Genomic DNA, 22,968 nt, shown 5'->3' with positions numbered 1-22,968 from the left:
ATCGTCAAGGGAGAGCTGTTTGTAAGTCCGCCCCATGGCAACACCTCCAGATGGAAGTGTTGCACTTCGTTTGTGAACTCAGGGGACCCATTACCCCAGCGTTTGTAGCGCGAGCTGGCCACCACAAGTCTTCGCCAAACGACTTCTGGGGTCATGGGTCCTGGCTCTGCGCTGCGCTTGTCCAGGTCAATTGCCTATTGCCGCGGCGCTCGCCGCTTCTTCGTGGACTGCGTCGGGACGTCGGCCGGCTCGTCCTTGAGCGCGCCGATCTTGCGCAAGGCCGCGTCCGCGGCGCGCTCGCCGCTTTCCCAGGCGCCGTCGACGGTGCCCCAGAGCGTCTCGTGCGTGGCTTCGCCGGCGAGGAACATGTTGCCGATCGGCTCGGCGAGGATTCTTCGCGAGAACTGACCGCCGGGCGAGGCCGCCGACATCGCACCCATCACGAACGGCGAGGCGTTCCAGCGCGTCACGCTGGCTTTCTGCACGGCTGCGGCGACCTCGCTGCCGAACAGCTTCGTGATCCATTCTCTGGCGAAGGCCGTCATCGCCTTCTCGCCTTGCTGGGTGAGATCACGGCCGAACGAGCCGCCGACATCGATCGAGCACAGCGAGGAGCCGCCGATATTGGCGAACATCAGCGCCGTGCGCGTCGAGTTGCTCTGCTCGATCAGGATGTCGTCGCGCGACAGGCCGAGCGGATTGCCCGGTAGCTGCAGCACGATGTGATCGTAGCTCCCGAGCGTGAGCTTTGATGCGGCATCGAGCGTGCGCTTCGGAATGTCAGGCCCGAACTTGATCGCGCCCGAGGTCAGGACATTAGTCGAGACCGTAATGATGGCCGCGCGGGCGGCGATCCTGCCGGCCTGTGTCTCCACGCTGACGTCGCGATTGCTCCAGACGATCCGGCTCGCCGGTGTCGACAGTGCGACCGGCGCCTGCTCACCCAGTTTGGTGATCAGGGTCCCCAGGCCCTGGCGGCAGGCGATCGCGGCGTTGCGATCCTGTGCACGCGCCTTGTCGATCACAGACAGCTCCTTCAGGTCCTTGCCGGCGAAGCTCGCACCCAACATGAACTCGGCCGCCCCGGCCCAGTCGCCGAGATCCTTCGGCAGCACCGAGGCGCAGGCGGTATCGAGCTTGCCGCGCGCGGCCTCGTCGATGGCGCGGTTGGCCCGGACCAACGCCGCCAGGAACTCCTCGGTCTCGCCGGCCCGTGCGTTGCGGCGGCCGATGCGCATCTTCTGGCCTGAGGGCGCCGGCAGAACGTCGAGCCCGGCACTGCGCGCCAGCCGGATCATCGGATTGGTGTCGGGATTGTGCATCCAGCGCGCGCCGCGATCGAACGGCGTGTCGAAGGTGGTCGTATCCGTGATGCAGCGGCCGCCGATCTGCGACGCAGCCTCCACCACCACGACCTTGCGATTGGCCGCCATGATACGCCGCGCCGCGGCAATTCCCGCCGCGCCCGCGCCGATCACGACAATGTCAGCCTCGCGCGGCAGGGTCGCGGCGGTTGCGCGCAGGACCGGCATCGCGGCAAGGCCCGCCGACGCCGATAGGAAGCTGCGGCGCGTGATTGTCATGTCATGGTTTCCGGAGACTTGCGGCAAACGGGAACAGCTAGCGAACCTTGCCGTATCTGATGTTGCGCGGCAACCATCATGGTGAATCAATCGTGCTTGATGTCACAAATCGATGAACCGAATTGCAACACGTTCCGACCATGGTAGAGAAGAGAAAAAGACGGCCGGAAAAGGCCGTGGGGGAGTTTTGAAATGGGGACGGTCCTGGACTCAGTCGGCAAGCTGATTGCCGCGTACCTCTCGAAGGAGGTGCCGGGCTATGAGCCGTTCACGCCGAGCGACCCGGAGCATCTGCGCGGCGTCATCGAGCCCGGCGACGTGCTGCTGGTCGAGGGCAACAACCGCATCTCTGGCATCATCAAATATCTGACGCAGTCGACCTGGTCCCACGGCGCACTCTATGTCGGCCCGATCGAGGGTGCGGAAGAGCCCGACGGCGAGCCGCACGTGCTGATCGAGGCCAATATCGGCGAAGGCGTCACCTCCGCGCCGCTGTCGAAATATTTTCCCTATCACACCCGCGTCTGCCGCCCGGTCGGGCTGTCCTATGAGGACCGCACCACGGTCTGCCGCTATGCAATCAACCGCATCGGCTTCGGCTACGACACCAAGAACATCGTCGACCTGATGCGCTTTCTGTTTCCGCTGCCGATCCCGCAGCGCTGGCGGCGGCGCATGATCTCGATCGGCTCGGGCGATCCCACCAAGATCATCTGCTCGGCCCTGATCGCGCAAGCGTTCGACGCCGTGCGTTACCCGATCCTGCCCAAGATCACCAAGGCCGGCAGCCGTGCTGCCCGCCGCGAGATCCTGCACATCCGCGATTCCTCGCTCTACATGCCCCGCGACTTCGACATCTCGCCCTATTTCGAAGTCGTCAAACCCACCATCGTGCACGGCTTCGACTACACCGCCTTGCACTGGGCCGACAAGCAGAAGCCGCTCGAGGAGGTAGCCGGCACCTTCGGTGTGTTTCCAGAAACGTTCCGTGCGCCGCCGCTCGTTCCTGAAACGATTGACGAAGAGGCGCCGATTCCGGCTGAAGAAGTGAGCGCGCACCCAGCGGAGACGGTCGATCGCGTCACCGTCTCGGAGCGCTTCCGGCGGCTGAAGAAGCTGGCCATGGACCGCCCAAGGCGGCGCGGTCGGGCGCGCGAACGGGCGGCGTAGCCGTCGCTCCACTATCGTCATTGCGAGCGCAGCGAAGCAATCCAGGTCTCTGCCTGAGCAGTCTGGATTGCTTCGTCGCTACGCTCCTCACAATGACGGCGATCTACCGCTCCGCCCGCCCAATCACCGCCATCAGCTCCGCGATCTTCTCGCGCTGGTCCGCCTTGTCGCCGCTCGCGATCGCATGCTCGACGCAATGGGCGACGTGATCTTTCAGAACCTCTTCCTCGACCCGGCGCAGCGCGGCGCGCACCGCCGAGATCTGCGTGACGATGTCGATGCAATAGCGGTCTTCCTCGACCATTTTCGAGAGGCCGCGAACCTGCCCCTCGATCCGGCCGAGACGTTTTCCGACGGATGCCTTGATGTCCTTGCGCATGCGGACTATATACCCCCCTGGGGTATCACTTGCAAGGCCGGAGCGTGGCAATGAACGACGCCGAACACGAGCACCATCGCAAGCCGGAAACACATTCCGGCTGCGGCTGTTCCAGTAAGGCTGTCCCGGTCGAGAAGCCCGCGGCTGCCTCATGCTGCGGCGCGCACGGCTATCACGCGCATGACCACCGCGCCGCGGCAAAAGTCCGCGATCCCGTCTGCGGCATGACGGTCGATCCCGCGACGTCCAAGCACCGCTTCGATCATCACGGCGCGACCTTCCATTTCTGCTCGGCCGGCTGCCGCAGCAAATTCGCCGCCGACCCCGCAAAATATCTCGCCAAGGACAAGACACCCGAGCCCGAGATGCCCGCAGGCACGATCTACACCTGCCCGATGCATCCGCAGATCCGCCAGGCCGGACCCGGCACCTGCCCGATCTGCGGCATGGCGCTGGAGCCGGAAGTGGCGAGCCTGGAGACCGGTCCCAATCCCGAGCTTGCCGACATGACGCGGCGGTTCTGGATCGGCGGCGCGCTGGCGCTGCCGGCCGTCGTGCTGGAGATGGGCGGCCATCTCGCGGGCCCGCACAATTGGATCGATGCGACGCTGTCGAATCGGATCCAGCTCGTCTTTGCAACGCCAGTGGTGCTGTGGGCCGGCTGGCCGTTCTTCGTCCGCGGCTGGCAGTCGCTGCTGACGCGCAACCTCAACATGTTCACGCTGATCGCGATGGGCACGGGCGTCGCCTATGTCTACAGCCTGATCGGCACCATCACGCCGCAGATTTTCCCGGCCACCTTCCGCGGCCATGAAGGCGCGGTCGCGGTTTATTTCGAGGCCGCGGCGGTCATCACCGTGCTGGTGCTGCTCGGGCAGGTGCTGGAGCTGCGCGCACGCGACGCGACCTCAGGTGCGATCAAGGCGCTGCTGCAGCTCGCTCCGAAGACCGCGCGCCGCGTCGATGCCGACGGTAGCGAGCATGAGGTCGAAATCGACGCCCTTCATGCCGGTGACAGCCTGCGCGTGCGGCCGGGCGAAAAAGTGCCGGTCGACGGCGTCATTCTGGAAGGCCGCTCCTCGCTCGACGAGTCGCTGGTAACAGGCGAATCCATGCCGGTCACCAAGGAGACGGGCGCGAAGGTGATCGCCGGCACGCTCAACCAGTCCGGCAGCTTCATCATGCGCGCCGAGAAGGTCGGGCGTGAGACGCTGCTGTCGCAGATCGTGCAGATGGTCGCGGACGCGCAGCGCTCGCGCGCGCCGATCCAGCGTCTCGCCGACCAGGTCGCGGGCTGGTTCGTGCCGGCGGTGATCGCCGTTGCCGTCATCGCGTTCGCAGCCTGGGCCTGGTTCGGACCGGAGCCGCGGCTGGCCTTCGGCCTCGTCGCCGCCGTCAGCGTGCTGATCATCGCCTGCCCCTGCGCGCTTGGCCTGGCGACTCCGATGTCGATCATGGTCGGCGTCGGCCGCGGCGCGCAGGCAGGCGTGCTGATCAAGAACGCCGAGGCGTTGGAACGGATGGAGAAGATCGACACGCTGGTGGTCGACAAGACCGGCACGCTGACCGAGGGCAAGCCGAAGGTGGTCGCGATCGTGCCGGCGGCCGGCTTTGCGGAAGATGACATCCTCCGCTTGGCCGCCAGCGTGGAGCGCGCCAGCGAGCATCCTCTGGCCGACGCGATCATGCGCGCGGCGAAGGAGAAGCAGCTCGCGCTGGGCCAGGTCGAGCAATTCGATTCGCCGACAGGCAAGGGCGCCACCGGCAAGGTCGACGCCAAAACCATCGTGCTCGGCAATGCCAAATATCTGATGTCGATCGGCATCGACACCAAAACGCTCGATGGCGAGGCCGAACGGCTGCGCGGCGATGGCGCGACCGTGATCAACATGGCCGTCGACGGCCGGCTCGCCGGCCTGTTCGCGATCGCCGATCCGGTCAAGGCTTCCACGCCGGAGGCGCTGAAGGCACTCGCGGCCGAAGGCATCAAGGTCATCATGCTGACCGGCGACAACCGCACGACGGCGGAGGCTGTCGCGCGCAGGCTCGGCATCGCCGATGTCGAGGCCGAGGTGCTGCCGGATCAGAAGAGCGCGGTGGTGACAAAGCTGCAGAAGGCCGGCCGCAGCGTCGCGATGGCTGGCGACGGCGTCAACGACGCGCCAGCGCTGGCCGCAGCCGAAGTCGGCATCGCCATGGGCACCGGCACGGACGTGGCGATGGAGAGCGCCGGCGTCACCTTGCTGAAGGGCGATCTGACCGGCATCGTGCGTGCGCGAAAATTGTCGCAGGCGACGATGAGCAACATCCGGCAAAACCTGTTCTTTGCCTTCATCTACAACGCCGCAGGCATTCCGATCGCGGCCGGAATCCTTTATCCAACGTTCGGCGTGCTGCTGTCGCCGATCATCGCCGCGGCCGCGATGGCGCTGTCCTCGGTCAGCGTCGTTGGAAACGCGCTGCGGCTACGGGCAACGCGGCTGTGAGCGAGCGCCTTCTCTCTCGCACCGTTCACGAAACGCGGTAAGATGCGCGTAGCCTGGACGAAGCGGAGCCGACGAAGGCACGCCAGCACGCGCACCGGCATGAGTAGATTTGCCGCGCAGGCGGTGCGTTCCCCTCTCCCCTTGTGAGAGAGGGTGGCTCGCCGCGAAGCGGCGAGACGGGTGAGGGGTATGTCTCCGCGACTACTTTCCTTCGAGCTTGCGGAGAGAGACCCCTCATCCGGCGCTTCGCGCCACCTTCTCCCGCAAGGGGGAGAAGGGAAGGGCGTTCCGCTTGCGGATTTAAGCCGCCTTCGCCGCGCTCCCACCCGGCAATCCCGCCCGAGCGAGGCCGCCGTAGAGCTGCTCGTTCGGCATCTCCTCGCGCAGGATCCTGCGCACCGTGATCAGCTTCTCCAAATCGATGCCGGTCGCAAAGCCCTTGCTCTCGCACAGGAACACGAGATCCTCGAACACGACATTGCCGGTCGCACCGGGGGCGAAGGGGCAGCCACCGAGGCCGCCGAGCGAGCCGTCGAGGATCCGCGCGCCTTCGTCGAGCGCCGCGGCCGCGTTCGCGATGCCCATGCCGCGGGTATCGTGTAGATGGATGCAGATCGGCTTCGACCCTGCGAGCTTCACCGCGGCGCGCGTCAGCTCCGCCACCTGCTTCGGCCCGGCATAGCCCACGGTGTCGGCGATGCCGACGAAATCGACACCGGCTTCGAGGCATTTGTCGACCAGCCGCAGCACTTCTGCAGGGTCGACCGCCCCGGTGATCGAGCAGCCCAGCGCCATCGAGATCGCCGCGTTGACGAGCGGCTTGTGGCTGGTGGCATCGCGCATCTCGCACAGGCGTTTCAGATTGGCGATGGCGGACTCGCGCGAGCGGTGCGCATTGGCCTGGCTGTGCTCTTCCGTCGCAGAGACCACGGAGGCGATTTCGCCGACGCCGGATTCCAGCGCCTCGTTCACGCCGCGTTCGTTGAGCGCAAGCGCGATGCCATGCGCGCCGGACAATGAAGCGACGGTCGCGACGACATCACGAACATCGACGAATTGCGGAAAAGTCTTCGCCGGCAGGAACGAGCCGACCTCGAAATGCCGCACGCCAGCGGCATATTCCTCGCGCACCCAGCGTTGCTTGGCGTCGGTGGACGGAATTTTCTTCACGAGCTGGAGCCCGTCGCGCAGGCCGACTTCGCGCAGGCTGACGCGTTCTGCGGGGTAAATCTCCTGAATCCGGCTCATCCGCGCCTCCCTGTTGTTTTTGACGTGACATCTTCATTTTCATTGTCGATCTCGGCGCGAACGGCGGCAGTGTCGGCGCCGAGCGGCGCGACCCTCAGGCCTTCGCCGATATGGCTGCCGTTCCATTCGATCGGCAGCGCCGGCACCCGGAACGGCTTGCCGTCGGCGGTGACATTGTTGACGAGCCCGCCCGGCCGCAGCACATGCGGATCGGTGAAGAGATCCTCGGGCCGGTTGATCGGCGAAAAGCAGATGTTGAGCGCATCGAGCCTCTCGGACAGTCTTGCCACGTCCCACTGCCTGATGATCCCGGCCGCGCGCGGAATGATCCGGCCACGCGCCAGGATGCGATCGGTCGTGGTGCGCAAGGCGGGATCATCGAGGAATTCAGTCAGGCCGAACTCGCGGCAAAAGCTCTGCCAATGGCCTTCGGTGACGACGCCGATGAAGATGCGCTCGCCGCCGGCGGTCTCGAAGATGTCATAGATTGGCCAGGCATGCTCGCGCTCCGGCATCGAGCGCGGCTTGTTCCCGGTCATCTCGTATTCGACCATGTGCTGGGCAACCAGAAACAGGCAGTTCTCGAACAGGCCGATGCGGATGTCGGCGCCGTCGCGTTTTCCTCCGCGCTTCTGATAGAGCGCCGCGAGGATCGCGATCACACCGAACATGCCGCCCATGATGTCGTTGGCGGACGAGCCGACGCGCTGGGGCTTTTCGCTGGTGCCGGTCATGGCGGCAAGGCCCGCCATCATCTGCACCACCTCGTCGAGCGCGGGGCGGTGCTCGTAGGGACCGGAGAGGAATCCCTTGTGGCCGGCAATGATCAGACCCGGATGCCGGCGGCGCAATTCGTCCGCGCCAAGCCCCTGCTTACCGAGCTGGCCGTCGCGAAAATTCTCAAGGAACACGTCGGCGGTCGCCAGCAGCCGGTGCATGGTGTCGCGATCCTCAGTCTTCTCGAAATCCAGCACCACGCTGCGCTTGCCGCGGTTGAACAATGGGAAAAAGGCGGTCCCCATGCCCCCCAAGCTCCGGGTCTTGTCGCCCGCAGGCGGCTCGACCTTGATCACGTCGGCTCCGAGCTGCGCCAGGATCATGCCGCAGGTCGGGCCCATGACCATGTGGGTCATCTCGACCACGCGCACGCCTGCAAGCGGCAATCCGTCCGCCGATTCTTCCATCGCCATATGCGCCTGTTCCTTTGCCGCGCTGGTTCCGCTTGTTGTCAAGCGGGTTGGTGGAGCAACGGTCTTGCCGAATTCATCGTGGCTTCGTTGATGCCAGCGGTCAATCCGGCCATAAGCGGTGCCGCCGATCTCCCTTGCCGAAGTGGCCCGGGGTGTCTACCTCTCGCGGGTGATTTCGTGAGAGGAACTCCCATGCTGGATGCCGCCGTCAAGGCGCTGTCACAAATGATCTCGCCGCCGATGCGCTCGATCCTGTGGCGGTCGATCGGCGTCGCACTGGTGCTGATCATCGTGCTGGCGATCGGCTTGCAGCGGCTGCTGAGCTGGTTTGCGACCTATGGCGAGGCGTGGCTGGAAGGCCTGCTCGGTCCGGGTTGGCACTCATCGCTCGAGGTGTTGTCCTGGATCATTTCGATCGCCGCGGGCCTCGGCGTCGTGTTCGGGGCTGTGTTCCTGATGCCCGCGATCACCTCCCTGGTTGCGAGCGTGTTCGTCGACGACGTCGCCGACATCGTCGAGCGCGAGCACTATCCGGCGGAGCGGCCGGGGATCGCGCTGCCGTTCAGCCAGGCGATCTACGAGGGCGTCAAGACCGCGCTGCTGACGATCCTGGTCTATCTGGTCGCATTACCGCTGGTGCTTTTCGCCGGCGCCGGTTTCCTGGTCTTCTTCCTCGCCACGGCCTGGCTGCTCGGCCGCGAATATTTCGAGCTCGCGGCGATGCGGTTTCGCTCGCCGGAGGAAGCCAAGGCGATGCGGCGCGACAACGCCGCCACCATCTTCACCGCGGGCCTGTTCATCGCAGCCTTCGTCTCGATCCCGATCGTCAATCTGGCGACGCCGATCTTCGCCATGGCCTTCATGGTTCACATGCACAAGCGGCTGTCAGGTCCGCGGCCCGAGCTGATCGAGCCGGCGCGGCAGATGCGGTAGGTCAAGCGGACTTGGCGGCGCGCTCGTACGACGCCCCCTCGTAGAGGCGCTCTGCGTCCCGCTTGTCTTGATTTTGCTCTCCGCCGCCGTAAGGTACGCAGCATGATTTTCATGTCCACATTCTTCCCGCTGATCTGAGCGACCAAGTCGTTCCGGCGTATCGCGCCAATCAGATCAAGACGGCTGCGCTGACGCGGTGGCCGAACGGAGAAATGTGCAATGCCCAAAACCGAGCGCATCGGCGTGACCTCTCATCGGGTCCTAAACTTCATCGACGACGGTTTCATCAAGATCGAGAACGCCTTCAGCACGCACCTTGCGAAACAATGCAGGGACGAATTGTGGGCGGATATTGGTCTATCGCCACACGAGCCCGAAAGCTGGACCCAGCCGGTCATTCGGGTGGGATCCAAGACCTCGCCACCATTCATTGAAGCCGCCAACACGCCGATCCTGCACGAAGCCTATGACCAACTCGCGGGTGACCGCCGCTGGATCGCGCCCAATGCGCTCGGAACTTTTCCGGTCCGCTTTCCCTCACCGGAATCCCCTGGTGATGATGGCTGGCATGTGGACATGAGTTTCGGCTTCGATAATCCGGATTTCATGCAGTGGCGCGTCAATGTGAAGAGCAGCGGACGCGCATTGCTAATGCTCTTCCTGTTCTCGGGCGTAGGCCCTGAGGATGCGCCAACGAAGATACGGAAACGCCACCATCGCCCGGGAGCTGCTGCCCTATGGCGATGCAGGCGCAACGCTGGAGCAGATCTCTGCCAACGGTTACGCTTCTACGGAAGATTGCGACGTTGAACTGGCAATCGGTGCGGCAGGGACCGTTTATCTCTGCCATCCATTCCTGGTTCACGCCGCGCAACCTCACCGGGGGAAGCGCCCGCGTTTCATGGCACAGCCGCCGCTGCTGCCAACAGGCGAGTTCGACCCGGCGTTGCCACCCTCGCCGGTTCAGATCGCCATCCGTCGGGCTTGTGGTCTGACGTTATAGTCAGAGCCAACCCGGACCGTCGCTCGGCGCGTGGGTCGTCTGGATCCTGAACCTACGTCAGGGGCACTCCGCATCTGCGCAACAGCATCCTGGCGAAGCCGAACGGCGCCGGCGTGAACGGGCCGGGCGGGGCACGGGTGACTAGGGCGACGACGCCGAGCGCCGCCATCGCGACCCAGAAGCACAGCCAGAAGCCGTCGATATAGGCGAGCACATTGGCCTCGCGCTGGACGAGGCCGGCGAGCGTACCGACCGCGCGTGCCTGTGCCGAGCCGGCACCATGGGCCGCAAAATGGTCGGCGAGCTGTTTCAGCATGCGGACCACGTCGACGTCGCCGACACCGAGATTCTGGCCGAGATAGAAGGAATGGATCTGCTCGCGGACGCGCAGCCACGTCCCCATCAACGCGACGCCGATCTCGGCGCCACCGAGCCGCATGATCTGGATATAGGCGGCAAACGAGGTCGCACGGCTCGGATCGGAGTTGGACAGCAGCGTGATGATCAGCGGCAGCAAGGTCAGCGACTGCCCGATCGCCTGGAGCAGCACGATGCCCGCGAAATCCTCGCGCGCCCAATCATGGCTGAGCTGCGTGCCCCAGAGATTGGCGGCGGCGAAACAGGCAAATCCCACGACCACCACCGTGCGCGTATCGAAATGCCGCAGCAGCCAGATCGAGAGCGGCACCAGCACGAACATTGGCAAGGCGCCATAGGTGAGCAGCAGCAAGCCACTCTGCTCCGGCCTGAGCAGGGCGATGGTGGCGAGGAAATTCGGCACCAGCGAGGCGTTGGAGAGGCTGGTCAGCGTGTAGAGCAGGATCAGGACCAGCCCCAGGCCGATATTGCGCGAGAACAAGACGTTCACATGCGCCCAGGGCTGCCGCACCAGGGACTCGTTGACGAGGAAGCCCGCGACCAGCACCGCGCCGGCAATGATCAACGCCATCACAGTCCCCGACCCCAGCCAGTCCAGACGGTTGCCCTGGTCGAGCCCGGCATAGATCATCGAGACGCCGGCGCCGAGCAGCAGCATGCCGCCCCAATCGGCGTCGCGCAGCAAAGCGCGATTCACCGGCTCGTTCGGCGTGCCCCAATAGACCATCAGGCCCATCAGCGGCGCGATCAGGACGCTCTGCCAGTACAGCCATTGCCAGCCGAGATGGTCGACATAGAAGCCGACCAGCGAGCTCGATGTATCGAGCGCGAAGCCGACGCGGATCGAATAGATCGAGATCGCCGGAAGCCACCAGCGGATCGGTAAATTGCGGAACACGATCATCAGCGTCGCCGGCACGAAGGTGCCGAGCAGGAGGCCATGCACGACGCTGAGCGCGAGCAATGTCGGATAGTCGTGCACGAACGGGATGATCAGCGAGACCGCGGCATAGACGAGGCTGGGGATACCCAGCACGCGACGCAGGCCGAATACGGTGGCAAGCCAGGCCACCGCGGGCGCGATGAAGATCTGCGAGCCGATGCCCGCCGTGGAGAGCCATGCGCCTTCGTCGAACGAGAGCGAGAACGCGCCGCGCAGGTCCGGCAGGCCAATCGTGGTCAGCCGGCTGTCAAAATTGGCGAGGAACGAGCCGAGCAGCACCGCCGCCACCGCAAACAGCGGCTGCGGGGCGACGCCGCCGCGCGAGAGCGGTCCGCGACTGGAATCGTCATTTTCCGCCATTGCCGGCCTTGGTGTCGATGCTGGTGACGACCGACATGCCCGGCACCAGCCGCGCCAGCAGCGGCTGGTTGTCGTCGAACTGGATGCGCACGGGAATGCGCTGCACGACTTTGGTGAAGTTGCCGGTTGCGTTGTCCGGTGGCAGCAGCGCGACCTGCGCGCCGGTCGCGGGCGCAATGCGCTCGACCCGGCCGCGCAGCTTCTCGCGCGGGAAACTGTCGACGGTGATCTCGACCGGCTGACCCGGTGCGACGTGGGTAAGCTGGGTCTCCTTGTAATTCGCGATCACATAGACCTTCGGCAACGGCACGACGTTGATGAGGTTGGTGCCGATGTTGACGTAGTCGCCGGGCTGGACCTGTCGCTCGCCGACGACGCCATCGAACGGCGCGGATATCTTGGTGTAGCCGAGCTTTAGCTTCGCGCTCGCCAGCGTCGCCTTGGTCGCTTCGAGATCGGCCGCGCGCTGCTTCCTGGTGCCTTGCAGGACTTCGAGCTGATGCTGCTGGGCCGCGATCACGGCGCGGCTCGCGCGCACGTCGGCCTGCGCCTTGGCATAGCCTGCGACCGCCTGTTCGAAGCGCTGCCGCGTACCGGATTCGGTCTGCGACAGCGACTGCTGACGCTCCTGCTCCTGCCGCGCCTCGACCTCCACGGCTTCGGCCGAGAGCCGCGCGGCTTGCGCCTGCGCAATCGTCGCATATTGCAGCTCGATCTGGTTCGCCAGATTGTCGAGCACGGCCTGCGCAGCGGCGACCGCCGCTTCGGCCTGCGCGACTTGCGTCTCATAGTCGGCAGGATCGATCTGGATCAGGAGATCGCCGGCCTTGACGCGCTGGAAGTCGGTGACCCCGACGGTCAGCACTTCGCCGGAGACGCGACTGGCGAGCCGCGTCAGCTCGGCGCGCACATAGGCGTCGTTGGTGGTCTGGACCACCGAATTGCCGACCCATTCGTCGAAGCGCTGCGTTGCAAGCGCGACGAAGCCGAGCGCGACGATCACCGCGAACAGCGGAATCGCGAGCCGGCTCCAGAGCGAACTCGCCGGTGGCTGCGTTGGCTTCGGTGGCGGCGGCGGTGTAGCAGGAGGTGGCGATGGCGAGATTTGTTCCTGCTGACTCACGCTAGACTCCAAACCACTTTCCCGAACGCTATTTTCAGACCGTCTTTTCCGGCCACCGGCAGAGATCGTTGATCAGGCAAACCTCGCAGCGCGGCTTGCGCGCGAGGCAAGTATAGCGGCCATGCAGGATCAGCCAATGATGGGCATGCAGCATGAACTCGGCCGGGATCACCTTTTCGAGACCGAGCTCGACCTCCAGCGGCGTCTTGCCGGGCGCAAGTCCGGTCCGGTTGCCGACGCGGAAGACATGCGTATCGACCGCCATGGTGTGCTCGCCGAAGGCCATGTTGAGCACGACATTGGCGGTCTTGCGCCCGGCGCCGGGCAACGACTCGATCCCGACGCGCGTGCGCGGCACCTCGCCGCCGAACTCGCTGAGCAGCTTCGCCGACAGCGCGATGACGTTTCTGGCCTTGGTGCGATAGAGCCCGATGGTCTTGATGTACTCGCGCAGGCGTTCCTCGCCGAGGTCAAGCATCTTCTGGGGCGTGTCGGCGACCGCAAACAGCGCGCGCGTCGCCTTGTTGACGCCGGCGTCAGTCGCCTGTGCCGACAGCACCACGGCAACCAGCAGCGTGAACGGATTGACGTGCTCGAGCTCCCCCTTTGGCTCCGGGTTAGCCTTGCGGAAACGGCTGAAGGCCTCGCGGACTTCGGGCGGCGTCCAGGGTTTCATGGCTTTGAGAGATTTCTTGCCGGGGGCCTTGGGCTTCGCGGCGGCCACCTTCGCCTTTTTCTTCGGCACGGACGTTTTGCGGGGGGCCGGCGTGCGGGTGATTTTCGCCATGATCGGGATATACTGAGGGACGATGAGCACAGGCAATGAAATTGAGCGCGAACGATCTGCAAGCGAGGCTGAGCCTCAGATCTTTTCCGCGCGCCTGACGCCGCACCGCTCGCTGAACCGCACCGGCTTCCTCGCCGTGATGCTGTTCCTGAGCGCCGTCAGCTTCGTCACCGGCCTCGTCTTCCTGATGATGGGCGCCTGGCCGGTGTTCGGCTTTTTCGGCCTCGACGTGCTGGTGATCTGGTGGGCTTTCAAGGCCAATTTCCGTGCGGCGCGGGCCAGCGAGGAGATCGTGGTCACGCCATCTGAATTGCGCGTGCGGCGCGTCAGCCAGCATGGCCAGGTCGTCGAATGGACCTTCAATCCGCTCTGGGTTCGACTCGACATGGAAATCGACGAGGATTTTGGCATCGAGCACCTCTATCTGATCTCGCGAGGTCACCAGATCCAGATCGCCCGCTTCCTGGGGCCGGACGAAAAGGCAAGTTTCTACAAGGGTTTGGTTGAGGCCTTAAATGCCGCCAGGCGCGGTCCGACCTACAATCCGGTGACCTGATTTGCGGATCGGAAATCGGGTGGTTTCGTACCCCGCCCCCTCCTACATTTCCAGGCATGATGACACTCGCGATACATGACCAGCGCCTGGCCGGGCCGGGCTCCCAGAACGCCGCGATGCGCGACTATGATTCCGTGCGCCGGGCGATCGCCTTCATCTCCGAAAAATGGCGCACGCAGCCGACCATCGAGGCGATGGCGGATGCGGCCGGCGTCACCCCGGACGAGCTGCACCATCTGTTCCGCCGCTGGGCCTCGATCACGCCGAAGGCTTTTATGCAGGCGCTCACGCTCGATCACGCCAAGGGCTTGCTCAGGGATTCGGCGAGTATCCTCGACGCCGCGCTTGACTCCGGTTTGTCGGGTCCGGGCCGGCTGCACGATCTCTTCGTCACCCATGAGGCGATGTCGCCGGGCGAATGGAAGAACGGCGGCGCCGGCCTCACCTTGCGCTACGGCTTCCATCACTCACCGTTCGGCACCGCGATCGTGATCGCGACCGATCGCGGATTGTCGGGACTCGCTTTCGCCGATCCCGGTGAGGAACAGGTGGCGCTTGCCGATATGACGCGGCGATGGCGGAACGCAACTTACGTCGAGGATCACGAAGGTACCGCACCATTGGCGCAGCGCATCTTCGACACAAAACTCTGGCGGCCGGACCAGCCGCTGCGCGTGGTGATGATCGGTACCGATTTCGAGGTGCGGGTGTGGGAGACCTTGCTGAAGATCCCGATGGGCCGCGCGGTGTCCTATTCGGACATCGCCTGCAACATCAACAGCCCGAAAGCGTCACGCGCCGTCGGCGCCGCCGTCGGCAAGAACCCGGTGTCCTTCGTCGTGCCCTGCCACCGCGCGCTCGGCAAGAGCGGCACGCTCACCGGCTACCACTGGGGCATCACTCGCAAGCAGGCGATGCTGGGCTGGGAGGCCGGGCAGCTGGGGCTGCAGTAAGAGTTGCCACGCGTAAACTGCCCCACTTAGTCGTCCTGGCGAAAGCCAGGACGACACCGAGTGCTTGGCGGGACTCAGTCGCGCGCGAACGTCTTTATCCCGCCAGATCCAGCTTCGATGCCACCGTCGAATCCGCATTGAGCCGGTAGATGATCGGCACGCCGGTGGCGAGCTCGCGCTTCAAAATGCCTTCGGGCGAGAGCTTTTCCAGCACCATGATCAGCGCGCGCAGCGAATTGCCGTGAGCCGCGACCAATGTGCGCTTGCCGTTGAGCACGCCGGGCAGGATCTCCTGCACGTAATACGGCAGCGCGCGCGCCAGCGTGTCCTTCAGGCTTTCGCCACCGGGCGGCGGCACGTCGTAGGAGCGGCGCCAGATCAGCACCTGGTCCTCGCCCCATTTCTTGCGGGCGTCATCCTTGTTGAGACCGGAGAGATCGCCATAGTCGCGCTCGTTCAGCGCGAGGTTCTTCGTCGTCGACAGGCCCTTCTGGTCGAGCTCGCCGAGAATGAGATCGAGCGTGTGCTGTGCGCGCGTCAAGACCGAGGTGTATGCAACGTCGAACACGAGACCCTGCGCCTTCAGCTTGCGGCCGGCTTCCGAGGCTTCCTTGACGCCGAGCTCGGTGAGATCAGGATCCTTCCAGCCCGTGAAGAGGTTCTTCAGATTCCATTCGCTCTGGCCGTGCCGCACCAGCACGAGAAGACGTTCGCTCATCGACTGCTTTTCCGTTTCGTTCGTTGTTTAAGCATGATCTTGTCGGAAAACCGCTTCACACTTTTCCGGATCATGCTTCGTTCAGATGTCGGACAGGCCGAGTACGTCGGCCATGGAGTAGTGCCCCGGCTTCTTGCCATGCGCCCAGAGCGCGGCTTTCAGCGCGCCGTGGGCGAACAGCATGCGATCCTCCGCGTGATGCGACAGCGTCAGGCGCTCGAACGCGCCGAGGAAGCTCACGCTGTGATCGCCGGCCGCGGTGCCGCCGCGCAACGACGCAAAGCCGATGTCGCCGGGCTTGCGTGCGCCGGTGATGCCGTCGCGGCCGCGGTCTGCATGCTCGTCGAGCGCGATGCCGCGGCCGCTAGCTGCGGCCTGGCCCAGCATCAGTGCCGTGCCCGAGGGCGCGTCGATCTTCATGCGGTGATGGGTCTCGACGATCTCGATGTCGAAGCTCTCGTCGAGCGCCTTGGCGACTCGCTTGACCACAGCGGCAAGCAGATTGACACCCAGGCTCATATTGCCGGACTGCACCACGACGGCGCGGTTGGTGACGCTCTTGATCACGGCGTTGTCGGAGCCCGACAGGCCGGTCGTTCCGACCACGTGCACGAGGCCGCGCTCGGCGGCGATCGCGACATTGGCGAGGGTCGCCGCGGGCACGGTGAAATCCAGAATGCCGTCGGCGTCCTTCGACATCGCCCAGAGATCGCCGGAGAGTTTGATGCCATTGGCCGGCAGACCTGCCAGCACGCCGGCATCCTTGCCGAGCAGCTCCGAGCCCGGCGCCTCCAGCGCGCCGGCCAGCACCGCGCCTTTGGTCTCGGCAATCGCCCGCGTCAGCGCCCGGCCCATCCGGCCGCCGGCTCCAGCAACGATCAAGCGCATATCGGACATGGTGCGATCCTCTCACGGCCGTTGTAGCGGGGGGATGCAGTTCCGGCAACCGAGGGGGATTGGGGGCAGGTCGCCTGCGGCCATCCTTCGAGACGCCCGCCTGTGGCGGCCCTCAGGATGAGGTCGCGTCTTGCGGCAAGATATCAGACCCTCATGGTGAGGAGCCCGCAAGGCGGGCGTTCCGGACGATGCTCTGCATCGCCGGGCGAACCATGCAGGCCGAGCATTTCGGCAAGAGTAATAAGAGGAGTTCGCGCCTCAGCCGTCTGACGGTTGCGGGCCGTCATAGCCCTCGATGACGATGAGGTCGGCGACGGAGTGCGGCTGGCGCACCTTGATGTTGGCCTGGTATTCCGGCGAGTTGTAGCAGGCGATCGCGGTCTCGTAGTCCGGGAATTCGATCACGACATTGCGGGTGCGGCTGGCGCCTTCGACGGTGGTGAACTTGCCGGCGCGGACGACGAAGCGGCCACCCCATTTCTTGAAGATCGGACCATTGGCGACGGCATAGGGCTTGTAGCCCTCGTCACTGCTCACGTCGACGCGTCCGATCCAGTAGCCTTTTGCCATTGTTCTTCTCCCTGTGTTGGTAGTTAGCCGAGCGCTTGCGCGATCTCGGCCTGGATGGCCTCGGCGATCGCCCTGGAGTCCGTGGCTTCCACCACCGGCCGCCCGACCACGAGATAATCCGCGCCGGCCGCAATCGCGCGGCCCGGCGTCATGATGCGTTTCTGGTCGCCGCTCGCGGCGCCCGCCGGCCGGATGCCGGGGGTGACGAGGCTCATCTGGTGGCCGACGATCTTGCGCAAGGCTCCGACTTCCTCGGGCGACGATACCAGCCCGTCGATGCCGAGCACCTGCGCCTGCTGCGCGCGCGCTTCGACGAGCTCGGAGACGCCGAGCCGGAAGCCTGCCGCGTGCAGATCGTCCTCGTTGTAGGACGTCAGAACAGTGACGGCGAGGATCTTCAGGTTCGAGCTGCCGCGACCTTCGACGGCACCCTTCATGGTCTGCGGATAAGCGTGCACGGTGAGGAAGGTCGCGCCGAGCCTTGTGATGCTGTCGACGCCCTGCGCCACGGTGTTGCCGATGTCGTGCAGCTTGAGATCGAGAAAGACCTTCTTGCCCTGGTCGGCGAGCTTGCCGACCAGCGGCAAGCCGCCGGCATAAGCGAGCCGATAGCCGATCTTGTAGAAGGTGACGCTGTCGCCGAGCCGGTTGACCATAGCTTCCGCGGCATCAACGCTGGGCAGATCGAGCGCGACGATCAGGCGGTCTTTCGGGGCAATCTCGGCTGGCGTCATGTCACCTCACATCATGCGTTGGGAAACGTCGATCAACTGCCGCACCAGTTCCTTCAACGCGGCGATATCGCCCTCGTGCTTCAGCCTGTCCATATCGTCATAGGCCTGGTCGGCAAAGGCGAGCGTCAGCTGGCTGGCAATCACATTGGCGTGGCAGGAGGTCAGGATCAGCCGCAACGCCTGCAGCGCGCGAGCCGCGCCAAGCCGGCTCTGCGAGGCGCCGGCGAGCGCGAAGACGCGGTTGCGGAACACCTCGCCGCGCGGCTCGTGCAGCTCATGCACGCGGCTGACCCAGTCGATCGCGTTCTTCAGCAGCGGCGGCACCGAGGCGTTGTATTCGGGCGAGACGATCAACACGCCATGATGCGCGCCGATCATGCGCTTGAGATTGATCGCGTGCTTCGGCACACCGGATTTGGCCTGCAGGTCGCCGTCATAAATCGGCAGCGGAAAATCGGCGAGCGAGATCCGGGTGACGTCGACACCGGCCTGATCGAATGCATAGGCAGCGACCGCTGCCAGCTTCGCATTTTGCGAGCCGGTGCGCAGGGAGCCGGGAATGATCAGAATTTTCGGTGCGGACATCCGCTTCCATGCGTTCGGCGAAACGAGACCGCCACGCAAACAGGAATGCCGGCGGAATTAGTCCTTGCGATACACCCAGACGCGGGCCGGCGGAAGGTTCATCCAGATCCGTTCGGAGGCCTCTGTGGACACGCCGGGCAGCGATTTCGGAATCGGCGGCACCACCGCATAGGTGAACTGGACGAAGGGCGCACCGGGCGCCAGGGCCGTGAAGGCGTCGCGGATGAGCCGCAGCCGCGTCAGCATCGGTTTTGTGACCAGCGGCAGGCCGGAGACGACCGCGGAGGCCGGCGCGCTCAGCACGTTCCACAGGGTGTCGCGCAGACGATAGGCATCGCCCTGCACCACCTTGGCCTGCGGATAGCGGTCGCGCAGCAGGGCGCAGAAGCCCGGATTGTATTCGACGAGGACGAGACGTTTCTGATCGACGCCGCGCTCGACCAGGGCCGAGGTGATGGCGCCGGTGCCGGGCCCAAGCTCGACCACCGGTGCGTCCGAATTGACGTCGACGTAATGGGCCATGGTCCGGGCCAGCAGCTTGCCCGACGGCATCACCGCACCCATGTGCAGGGGCTTTTCGATCCATGACCGGAGAAAACGCACCTCGTCATCGAGACGGGGCTTCTTCAACGCACGCGCGGACGATGGCAATGGCATGTCGGGACCGGCCGGGACCGCGGGACCGCGGCGTGTCAGAAAATGGTCATAAAGACGTATAGGCCGAAAGCGGCACGGTCAAGACGCGTCAACTCGCCCGATTACCGAAGAAATCCTTGACCTTGGTGAAGAAACCCTCGGATTCCGGCTGGGTGTTGCCGGAGGAGAGTTTGTCGAACTCGGCCAGCAATTCCTGCTGCTTTTTGGTGAGATTTTGCGGGGTCTCGACCACGACCTGAACGTACATGTCGCCCATCTGGCGCGAGCGCAGCACCGGCATGCCTTTTGATGCGATGCGGAATCGACGGCTGGACTGGGTCCCCGCAGGGACCTTCACCTTGGTCTTGCCCTTCTCGATGGTCGGCACCTCGAACTCGCCGCCAAGCGCCGCCGTCACCATCGAGATCGGCACGCGGCAATGCAGATCGGCGCCGTCGCGCTGGAAGAACTGGTGCTGGGCCAGCGACAGGAAGATGTAGAGGTCGCCGGGCGGGCCGCCGCGGACCCCGGCCTCGCCCTCGCCGGCAAGCCTGATCCTGGTGCCGTCCTCGACTCCAGGGGGAATGTTGACCGACAGCGTCCGCTCGCGGGTGACGCGCCCCTGACCCGAGCAGGACGGGCAGGCGTCCTCGATCATCTGGCCGCGGCCCTGGCAGCCCGGACAGGTTCGCTCCAGCGTGAAGAAGCCCTGCGACTGCCGTACGCGTCCGGCGCCGCCGCAGGTCGAGCAGGTCTTCGGCTTGGTACCGGCCTTGGCTCCGATGCCCGAGCAGGCTTCGCAAGTGACCGAGACCGGGATCTCGATCTGCGCGGTCTTGCCGCCAAAAGCTTCCTCGAGCGTGATTTCCATGTTGTAGCGCAGGTCGGCGCCGCGCTCGCGGCCGCCACGGCCCCCGCGCTGTCCGGCCATGCCGAACAAATCTTCGAAAATGTCGGAAAAGGAGGAGGCGAAGCCCGCGCCGAAACCGGCGCCGCCACCGCCGCCCTGCTCGAAGGCGGCATGGCCGTAACGGTCATAGGCGGCGCGCTTGTCCTTGTCTTTCAGGACCTCGTAGGCCTCGTTGATTTCCTTGAACTTGACTTCGCTGGTGTTGTCCCCGGGATTACGGTCGGGGTGAAACTTCATCGCCAGCTTGCGGAACGACGATTTCAGCGCGGAATCGTCGGCATCGCGTTCGACTTCGAGGGTTTCGTAGTAGCAGCGCTTGGTGGACGTGGACATGATGAGCTCGGTCTATCCGATCGCGATTCAAGTCGGAGCGAAGCAACGTCGCCATGCAGCGATATAAGCACCCTTCCGCCTCGCGGCAGAGGATTGCACGGCAGTGTTCAGAATAACGGCTGGGAATTGATCGATCGTAACGGCCCCGATTTTATCAGTGCCGATTTTATCAGTGCCTTGGCTTGTCGAGCCCGACACGATGGCCTCCCCCGCGAGGGAGGAGGCCGTTGGCGTGTGGAGGGTCCAAGCCGTCCGCATCATCACCCTCGCGGGGTTCAGGCGGACTTCTTGTTGGTCTTGTCGTCGTCGACTTCGGTGAATTCCGCGTCGACGACGTCGTCCTTGGCCGCATCCTTCTTGGCGTCGGCCTCGGCCTGCTGCTTGTACATGGCCTCGCCGAGCTTCATCGAAGCCTGGGCCAGCGTTTGGGTCTTGGCCTTGATCGCTTCGGCATCGTCGCCCTTCAGCGCTTCCTTGAGGTCGCTGACGGCATCCTCGATGGCGCGGCGCTCGGTCTCGGCGACCTTCGAACCGTGCTCGGCCAGTGCCTTCTCAGTCGAATGCACCAGTCCATCCGCGTCGTTTTTGGCAGTCACGGCCTCGCGGCGCTTCTTGTCCGCCTCGGCATTGGCCTCGGCGTCCTTGACCATCTTCTCGATGTCGGCTTCCGACAGACCGCCGGAGGCCTGGATGCGGATCTGCTGCTCCTTGGACGTGGCCTTGTCCTTGGCCGAGACGTTGACGATACCGTTGGCGTCGATGTCGAAGGTCACCTCGATCTGCGGCATGCCGCGCGGGGCCGGCGGAATGCCCATCAGGTCGAACTGGCCGAGCATCTTGTTGTCGGCCGCCATTTCACGCTCGCCCTGGAAGACGCGGATGGTGACCGCGTTCTGGCTGTCCTCGGCGGTCGAGAACACCTGGCTCTTCTTGGTCGGGATCGTGGTGTTGCGGTCGATGATGCGGGTGAACACGCCGCCCAGAGTCTCGATGCCCAGCGACAGCGGGGTCACGTCGAGCAGCAGCACGTCCTTGACGTCGCCCTGAAGCACGCCGGCCTGGATCGCGGCGCCGATCGCCACGACTTCGTCTGGGTTGACGCCCTTGTGCGGCTCCTTGCCGAACAGCTGCTTCACGACTTCCTGGACCTTCGGCATGCGCGACATGCCGCCGACCAGCACCACTTCGCCGATCTCGGCGGCGGTGAGGCCGGCATCCTTCAGCGCCTTGCGGCAGGGCTCGACGGTCTTCTGAACGAGGTCATCGACCAGCGCCTCGAACTTGGCGCGGGTGAGCTTCATCGTCAGATGCTTCGGGCCGGTCTGGTCCGCGGTGATGAAGGGCAGGTTGATCTCGGTCTGCGTCGTCGACGACAGCTCGATCTTGGCCTTTTCGGCGGCTTCCTTTAGGCGCTGCAACGCGAGCTTGTCGTTGCGCAGGTTGATGCCCTGCTCCTTCTGGAATTCGTCGGCGAGATAGCCGACCAGGCGCATGTCGAAGTCTTCGCCGCCGAGGAAGGTGTCGCCGTTGGTCGACTTCACCTCGAACACGCCGTCGCCGATTTCGAGAATCGAGATATCGAACGTGCCGCCGCCGAGATCGTACACGGCGATCGTGCCGGCCTTGGTCTTGTCGAGGCCGTAGGCGAGCGCGGCCGCGGTCGGCTCGTTGATGATGCGCAGCACTTCAAGGCCCGCGATCTTGCCGGCGTCCTTGGTCGCCTGGCGCTGGGCGTCGTTGAAGTAGGCGGGCACGGTGATGACGGCCTGGTCGACCTTCTGGCCGAGATGGGCTTCCGCGGTCTCCTTCATCTTCTGCAGGATGAACGCCGAGACCTGCGAGGGCGAGTAGGTCTGGCCGTCGGCCTCGACCCAGGCGTCGCCGTTGGAAGCCTTCACGATCTTGTACGGAACGAGCTTCTTGTCCTTCTCGACCATCGGGTCGTCGTAGCGGCGGCCGATCAGGCGCTTCACTGCGAAGAACGTGCGCTCGGGATTGGTGACGGCCTGGCGCTTGGCCGGCTGGCCGACGAGGCGCTCACCGTCGTCCGTCACGGCGACGATCGAAGGCGTCGTGCGCATGCCTTCGGAATTCTCGATGACTTTGGCGTTCTTGCCATCCATTACGGCGACGCACGAATTCGTGGTGCCGAGGTCGATCCCGATGACCTTTCCCATGGTCCTGTATCCTTGTTTTTGCGGCAGGCTGGCTGGGCCCAGAAGGCACCCGAACCGAAACCCCCTAAGATCAAACATTCGCGATATTGCGATGGTTGGGGGTCATATAGGAGGGGGGGAGGTGCCTGCAAGGACCGAACGCAAGTTTCGGCCGTGAAAACATTGGGTTTTGGAAGAACATATCCGGGCTGCACCGCCCTTGCGGGTGAGGAATTATTAACAGGTCCGCGATTGGCCGGCATCCGCTACCGCATCCCGCCCCGCCCTGTTGCGGCCAGACCAAAACCGTTAAAAGGCGGGCAGCCGGCCGGGCTCG

20 protein-coding genes and 1 pseudogene are annotated in these 22,968 nt (G+C 64.7%); 6 read left to right on the top strand and 15 right to left on the bottom strand.

What is annotated here, in order from left to right:
• Positions 1 to 194: 194 nt before the first annotated feature.
• Positions 195 to 1,583: an FAD-dependent oxidoreductase gene (locus IVB42_RS01395; protein ID WP_247295839.1), complete on the bottom strand. Its 1,389-nt coding sequence runs from the start codon at positions 1,581 to 1,583 to the stop codon at positions 195 to 197.
• A 192-nt stretch (positions 1,584 to 1,775) separates the two neighbouring features.
• Between IVB42_RS01395 and IVB42_RS01390 the strand changes: the two genes are divergently transcribed.
• Entirely contained in the window at positions 1,776 to 2,753 is a 978-nt protein-coding gene (locus IVB42_RS01390; protein WP_018459587.1) for a YiiX/YebB-like N1pC/P60 family cysteine hydrolase, read from the top strand.
• Positions 2,754 to 2,856: 103 nt separating this feature from the next.
• On the opposite strand, the gene IVB42_RS01385 is transcribed toward IVB42_RS01390, so the two are convergent.
• Entirely contained in the window at positions 2,857 to 3,132 is a 276-nt protein-coding gene (locus tag IVB42_RS01385; protein WP_007598521.1) for a metal-sensitive transcriptional regulator, read from the bottom strand.
• Between the two features lie 50 nt (positions 3,133 to 3,182).
• Between IVB42_RS01385 and IVB42_RS01380 the strand changes: the two genes are divergently transcribed.
• Complete coding sequence (locus IVB42_RS01380) at positions 3,183 to 5,618, top strand: heavy metal translocating P-type ATPase (RefSeq protein WP_247295837.1); 2,436 nt, start codon at positions 3,183 to 3,185, stop codon at positions 5,616 to 5,618.
• 300 nt (positions 5,619 to 5,918) lie between these two features.
• Here the strand turns inward: IVB42_RS01380 and IVB42_RS01375 are convergent, their stop codons facing one another.
• Positions 5,919 to 6,866, bottom strand: coding sequence for a hydroxymethylglutaryl-CoA lyase (locus tag IVB42_RS01375; protein WP_018459589.1), 948 nt, complete (start codon positions 6,864 to 6,866; stop codon positions 5,919 to 5,921).
• Positions 6,863 to 8,056, bottom strand: coding sequence for a CoA transferase (locus IVB42_RS01370; protein WP_018459590.1), 1,194 nt, complete (start codon positions 8,054 to 8,056; stop codon positions 6,863 to 6,865). Before IVB42_RS01370 ends, IVB42_RS01375 begins: the two co-directional genes overlap by 4 nt.
• 192 nt (positions 8,057 to 8,248) lie before the next feature.
• Here IVB42_RS01370 and IVB42_RS01365 point away from each other — a divergent pair, with 192 nt between their 5' ends.
• Together IVB42_RS01365 and IVB42_RS01360 are read left to right on the top strand one after the other, a co-directional pair.
• Positions 8,249 to 8,989, top strand: a complete 741-nt coding sequence (locus IVB42_RS01365) for a sulfate transporter family protein (protein WP_018459591.1) — start codon at positions 8,249 to 8,251, stop codon at positions 8,987 to 8,989.
• A gap of 219 nt (positions 8,990 to 9,208) precedes the next feature.
• Positions 9,209 to 9,992, top strand: a pseudogene (locus IVB42_RS01360) (phytanoyl-CoA dioxygenase).
• A 52-nt stretch (positions 9,993 to 10,044) separates the two neighbouring features.
• On the opposite strand, the gene IVB42_RS01355 reads toward IVB42_RS01360, so the two are convergent.
• Genes IVB42_RS01355 through nth form a run of 3 tightly spaced genes read right to left on the bottom strand, consistent with a single transcriptional unit; the run spans position 10,045 to position 13,583 of the window.
• Entirely contained in the window at positions 10,045 to 11,673 is a 1,629-nt protein-coding gene (locus IVB42_RS01355) for an MFS transporter (protein WP_018459593.1), read from the bottom strand.
• Positions 11,660 to 12,796, bottom strand: coding sequence for an HlyD family secretion protein (locus IVB42_RS01350; RefSeq protein WP_026233848.1), 1,137 nt, complete (start codon positions 12,794 to 12,796; stop codon positions 11,660 to 11,662). The genes IVB42_RS01355 and IVB42_RS01350 overlap by 14 nt, the downstream gene beginning before the upstream one ends.
• A gap of 34 nt (positions 12,797 to 12,830) precedes the next feature.
• Positions 12,831 to 13,583: an endonuclease III gene (gene nth, locus IVB42_RS01345; RefSeq protein ID WP_026233849.1), complete on the bottom strand. Its 753-nt coding sequence runs from the start codon at positions 13,581 to 13,583 to the stop codon at positions 12,831 to 12,833.
• A 22-nt stretch (positions 13,584 to 13,605) separates the two neighbouring features.
• Here nth and IVB42_RS01340 point away from each other — a divergent pair, with 22 nt between their 5' ends.
• Together IVB42_RS01340 and IVB42_RS01335 are read left to right on the top strand one after the other, a co-directional pair.
• Positions 13,606 to 14,139, top strand: coding sequence for a DUF2244 domain-containing protein (locus IVB42_RS01340; protein ID WP_018459597.1), 534 nt, complete (start codon positions 13,606 to 13,608; stop codon positions 14,137 to 14,139).
• A gap of 56 nt (positions 14,140 to 14,195) precedes the next feature.
• Positions 14,196 to 15,092, top strand: coding sequence for a bifunctional helix-turn-helix domain-containing protein/methylated-DNA--[protein]-cysteine S-methyltransferase (locus IVB42_RS01335; protein WP_018459598.1), 897 nt, complete (start codon positions 14,196 to 14,198; stop codon positions 15,090 to 15,092).
• Positions 15,093 to 15,186: 94 nt separating this feature from the next.
• On the opposite strand, the gene IVB42_RS01330 is transcribed toward IVB42_RS01335, so the two are convergent.
• The 8 genes from IVB42_RS01330 to dnaK form a co-directional block, all read right to left on the bottom strand.
• The gene (locus IVB42_RS01330; RefSeq protein WP_018459599.1) at positions 15,187 to 15,810 is read right to left on the bottom strand and encodes a 2,3-bisphosphoglycerate-dependent phosphoglycerate mutase; all 624 of its coding nucleotides are present in this window, start codon (positions 15,808 to 15,810) and stop codon (positions 15,187 to 15,189) included.
• Positions 15,811 to 15,891: 81 nt separating this feature from the next.
• Positions 15,892 to 16,707, bottom strand: a complete 816-nt coding sequence (gene dapB, locus IVB42_RS01325) for a 4-hydroxy-tetrahydrodipicolinate reductase (RefSeq protein WP_018459600.1) — start codon at positions 16,705 to 16,707, stop codon at positions 15,892 to 15,894.
• 258 nt (positions 16,708 to 16,965) lie between these two features.
• Positions 16,966 to 17,277, bottom strand: a complete 312-nt coding sequence (locus IVB42_RS01320) for a DUF1330 domain-containing protein (protein WP_018459601.1) — start codon at positions 17,275 to 17,277, stop codon at positions 16,966 to 16,968.
• A gap of 23 nt (positions 17,278 to 17,300) precedes the next feature.
• Entirely contained in the window at positions 17,301 to 18,011 is a 711-nt protein-coding gene (gene pyrF / locus IVB42_RS01315; RefSeq protein ID WP_018459602.1) for an orotidine-5'-phosphate decarboxylase, read from the bottom strand.
• 6 nt (positions 18,012 to 18,017) lie between these two features.
• A complete protein-coding gene (locus tag IVB42_RS01310; protein WP_026233850.1) occupies positions 18,018 to 18,596 on the bottom strand; it encodes an NAD(P)H-dependent oxidoreductase in 579 nt (192 codons plus the stop codon).
• 57 nt (positions 18,597 to 18,653) lie between these two features.
• Positions 18,654 to 19,253, bottom strand: a complete 600-nt coding sequence (locus tag IVB42_RS01305) for an rRNA adenine N-6-methyltransferase family protein (RefSeq protein WP_007598495.1) — start codon at positions 19,251 to 19,253, stop codon at positions 18,654 to 18,656.
• An 88-nt stretch (positions 19,254 to 19,341) separates the two neighbouring features.
• Positions 19,342 to 20,475, bottom strand: a complete 1,134-nt coding sequence (gene dnaJ / locus IVB42_RS01300) for a molecular chaperone DnaJ (protein ID WP_018459605.1) — start codon at positions 20,473 to 20,475, stop codon at positions 19,342 to 19,344.
• Positions 20,476 to 20,750: 275 nt separating this feature from the next.
• Complete coding sequence (gene dnaK, locus IVB42_RS01295; RefSeq protein ID WP_007598490.1) at positions 20,751 to 22,652, bottom strand: molecular chaperone DnaK; 1,902 nt, start codon at positions 22,650 to 22,652, stop codon at positions 20,751 to 20,753.
• Positions 22,653 to 22,968 lie beyond the last annotated feature (316 nt).

Source organism: Bradyrhizobium sp. 45, from assembly GCF_023073155.1.
GTDB lineage: Bacteria > Pseudomonadota > Alphaproteobacteria > Rhizobiales > Xanthobacteraceae > Bradyrhizobium > Bradyrhizobium canariense_D.
This window is presented reverse-complemented; position numbering and strand designations above follow the sequence as displayed.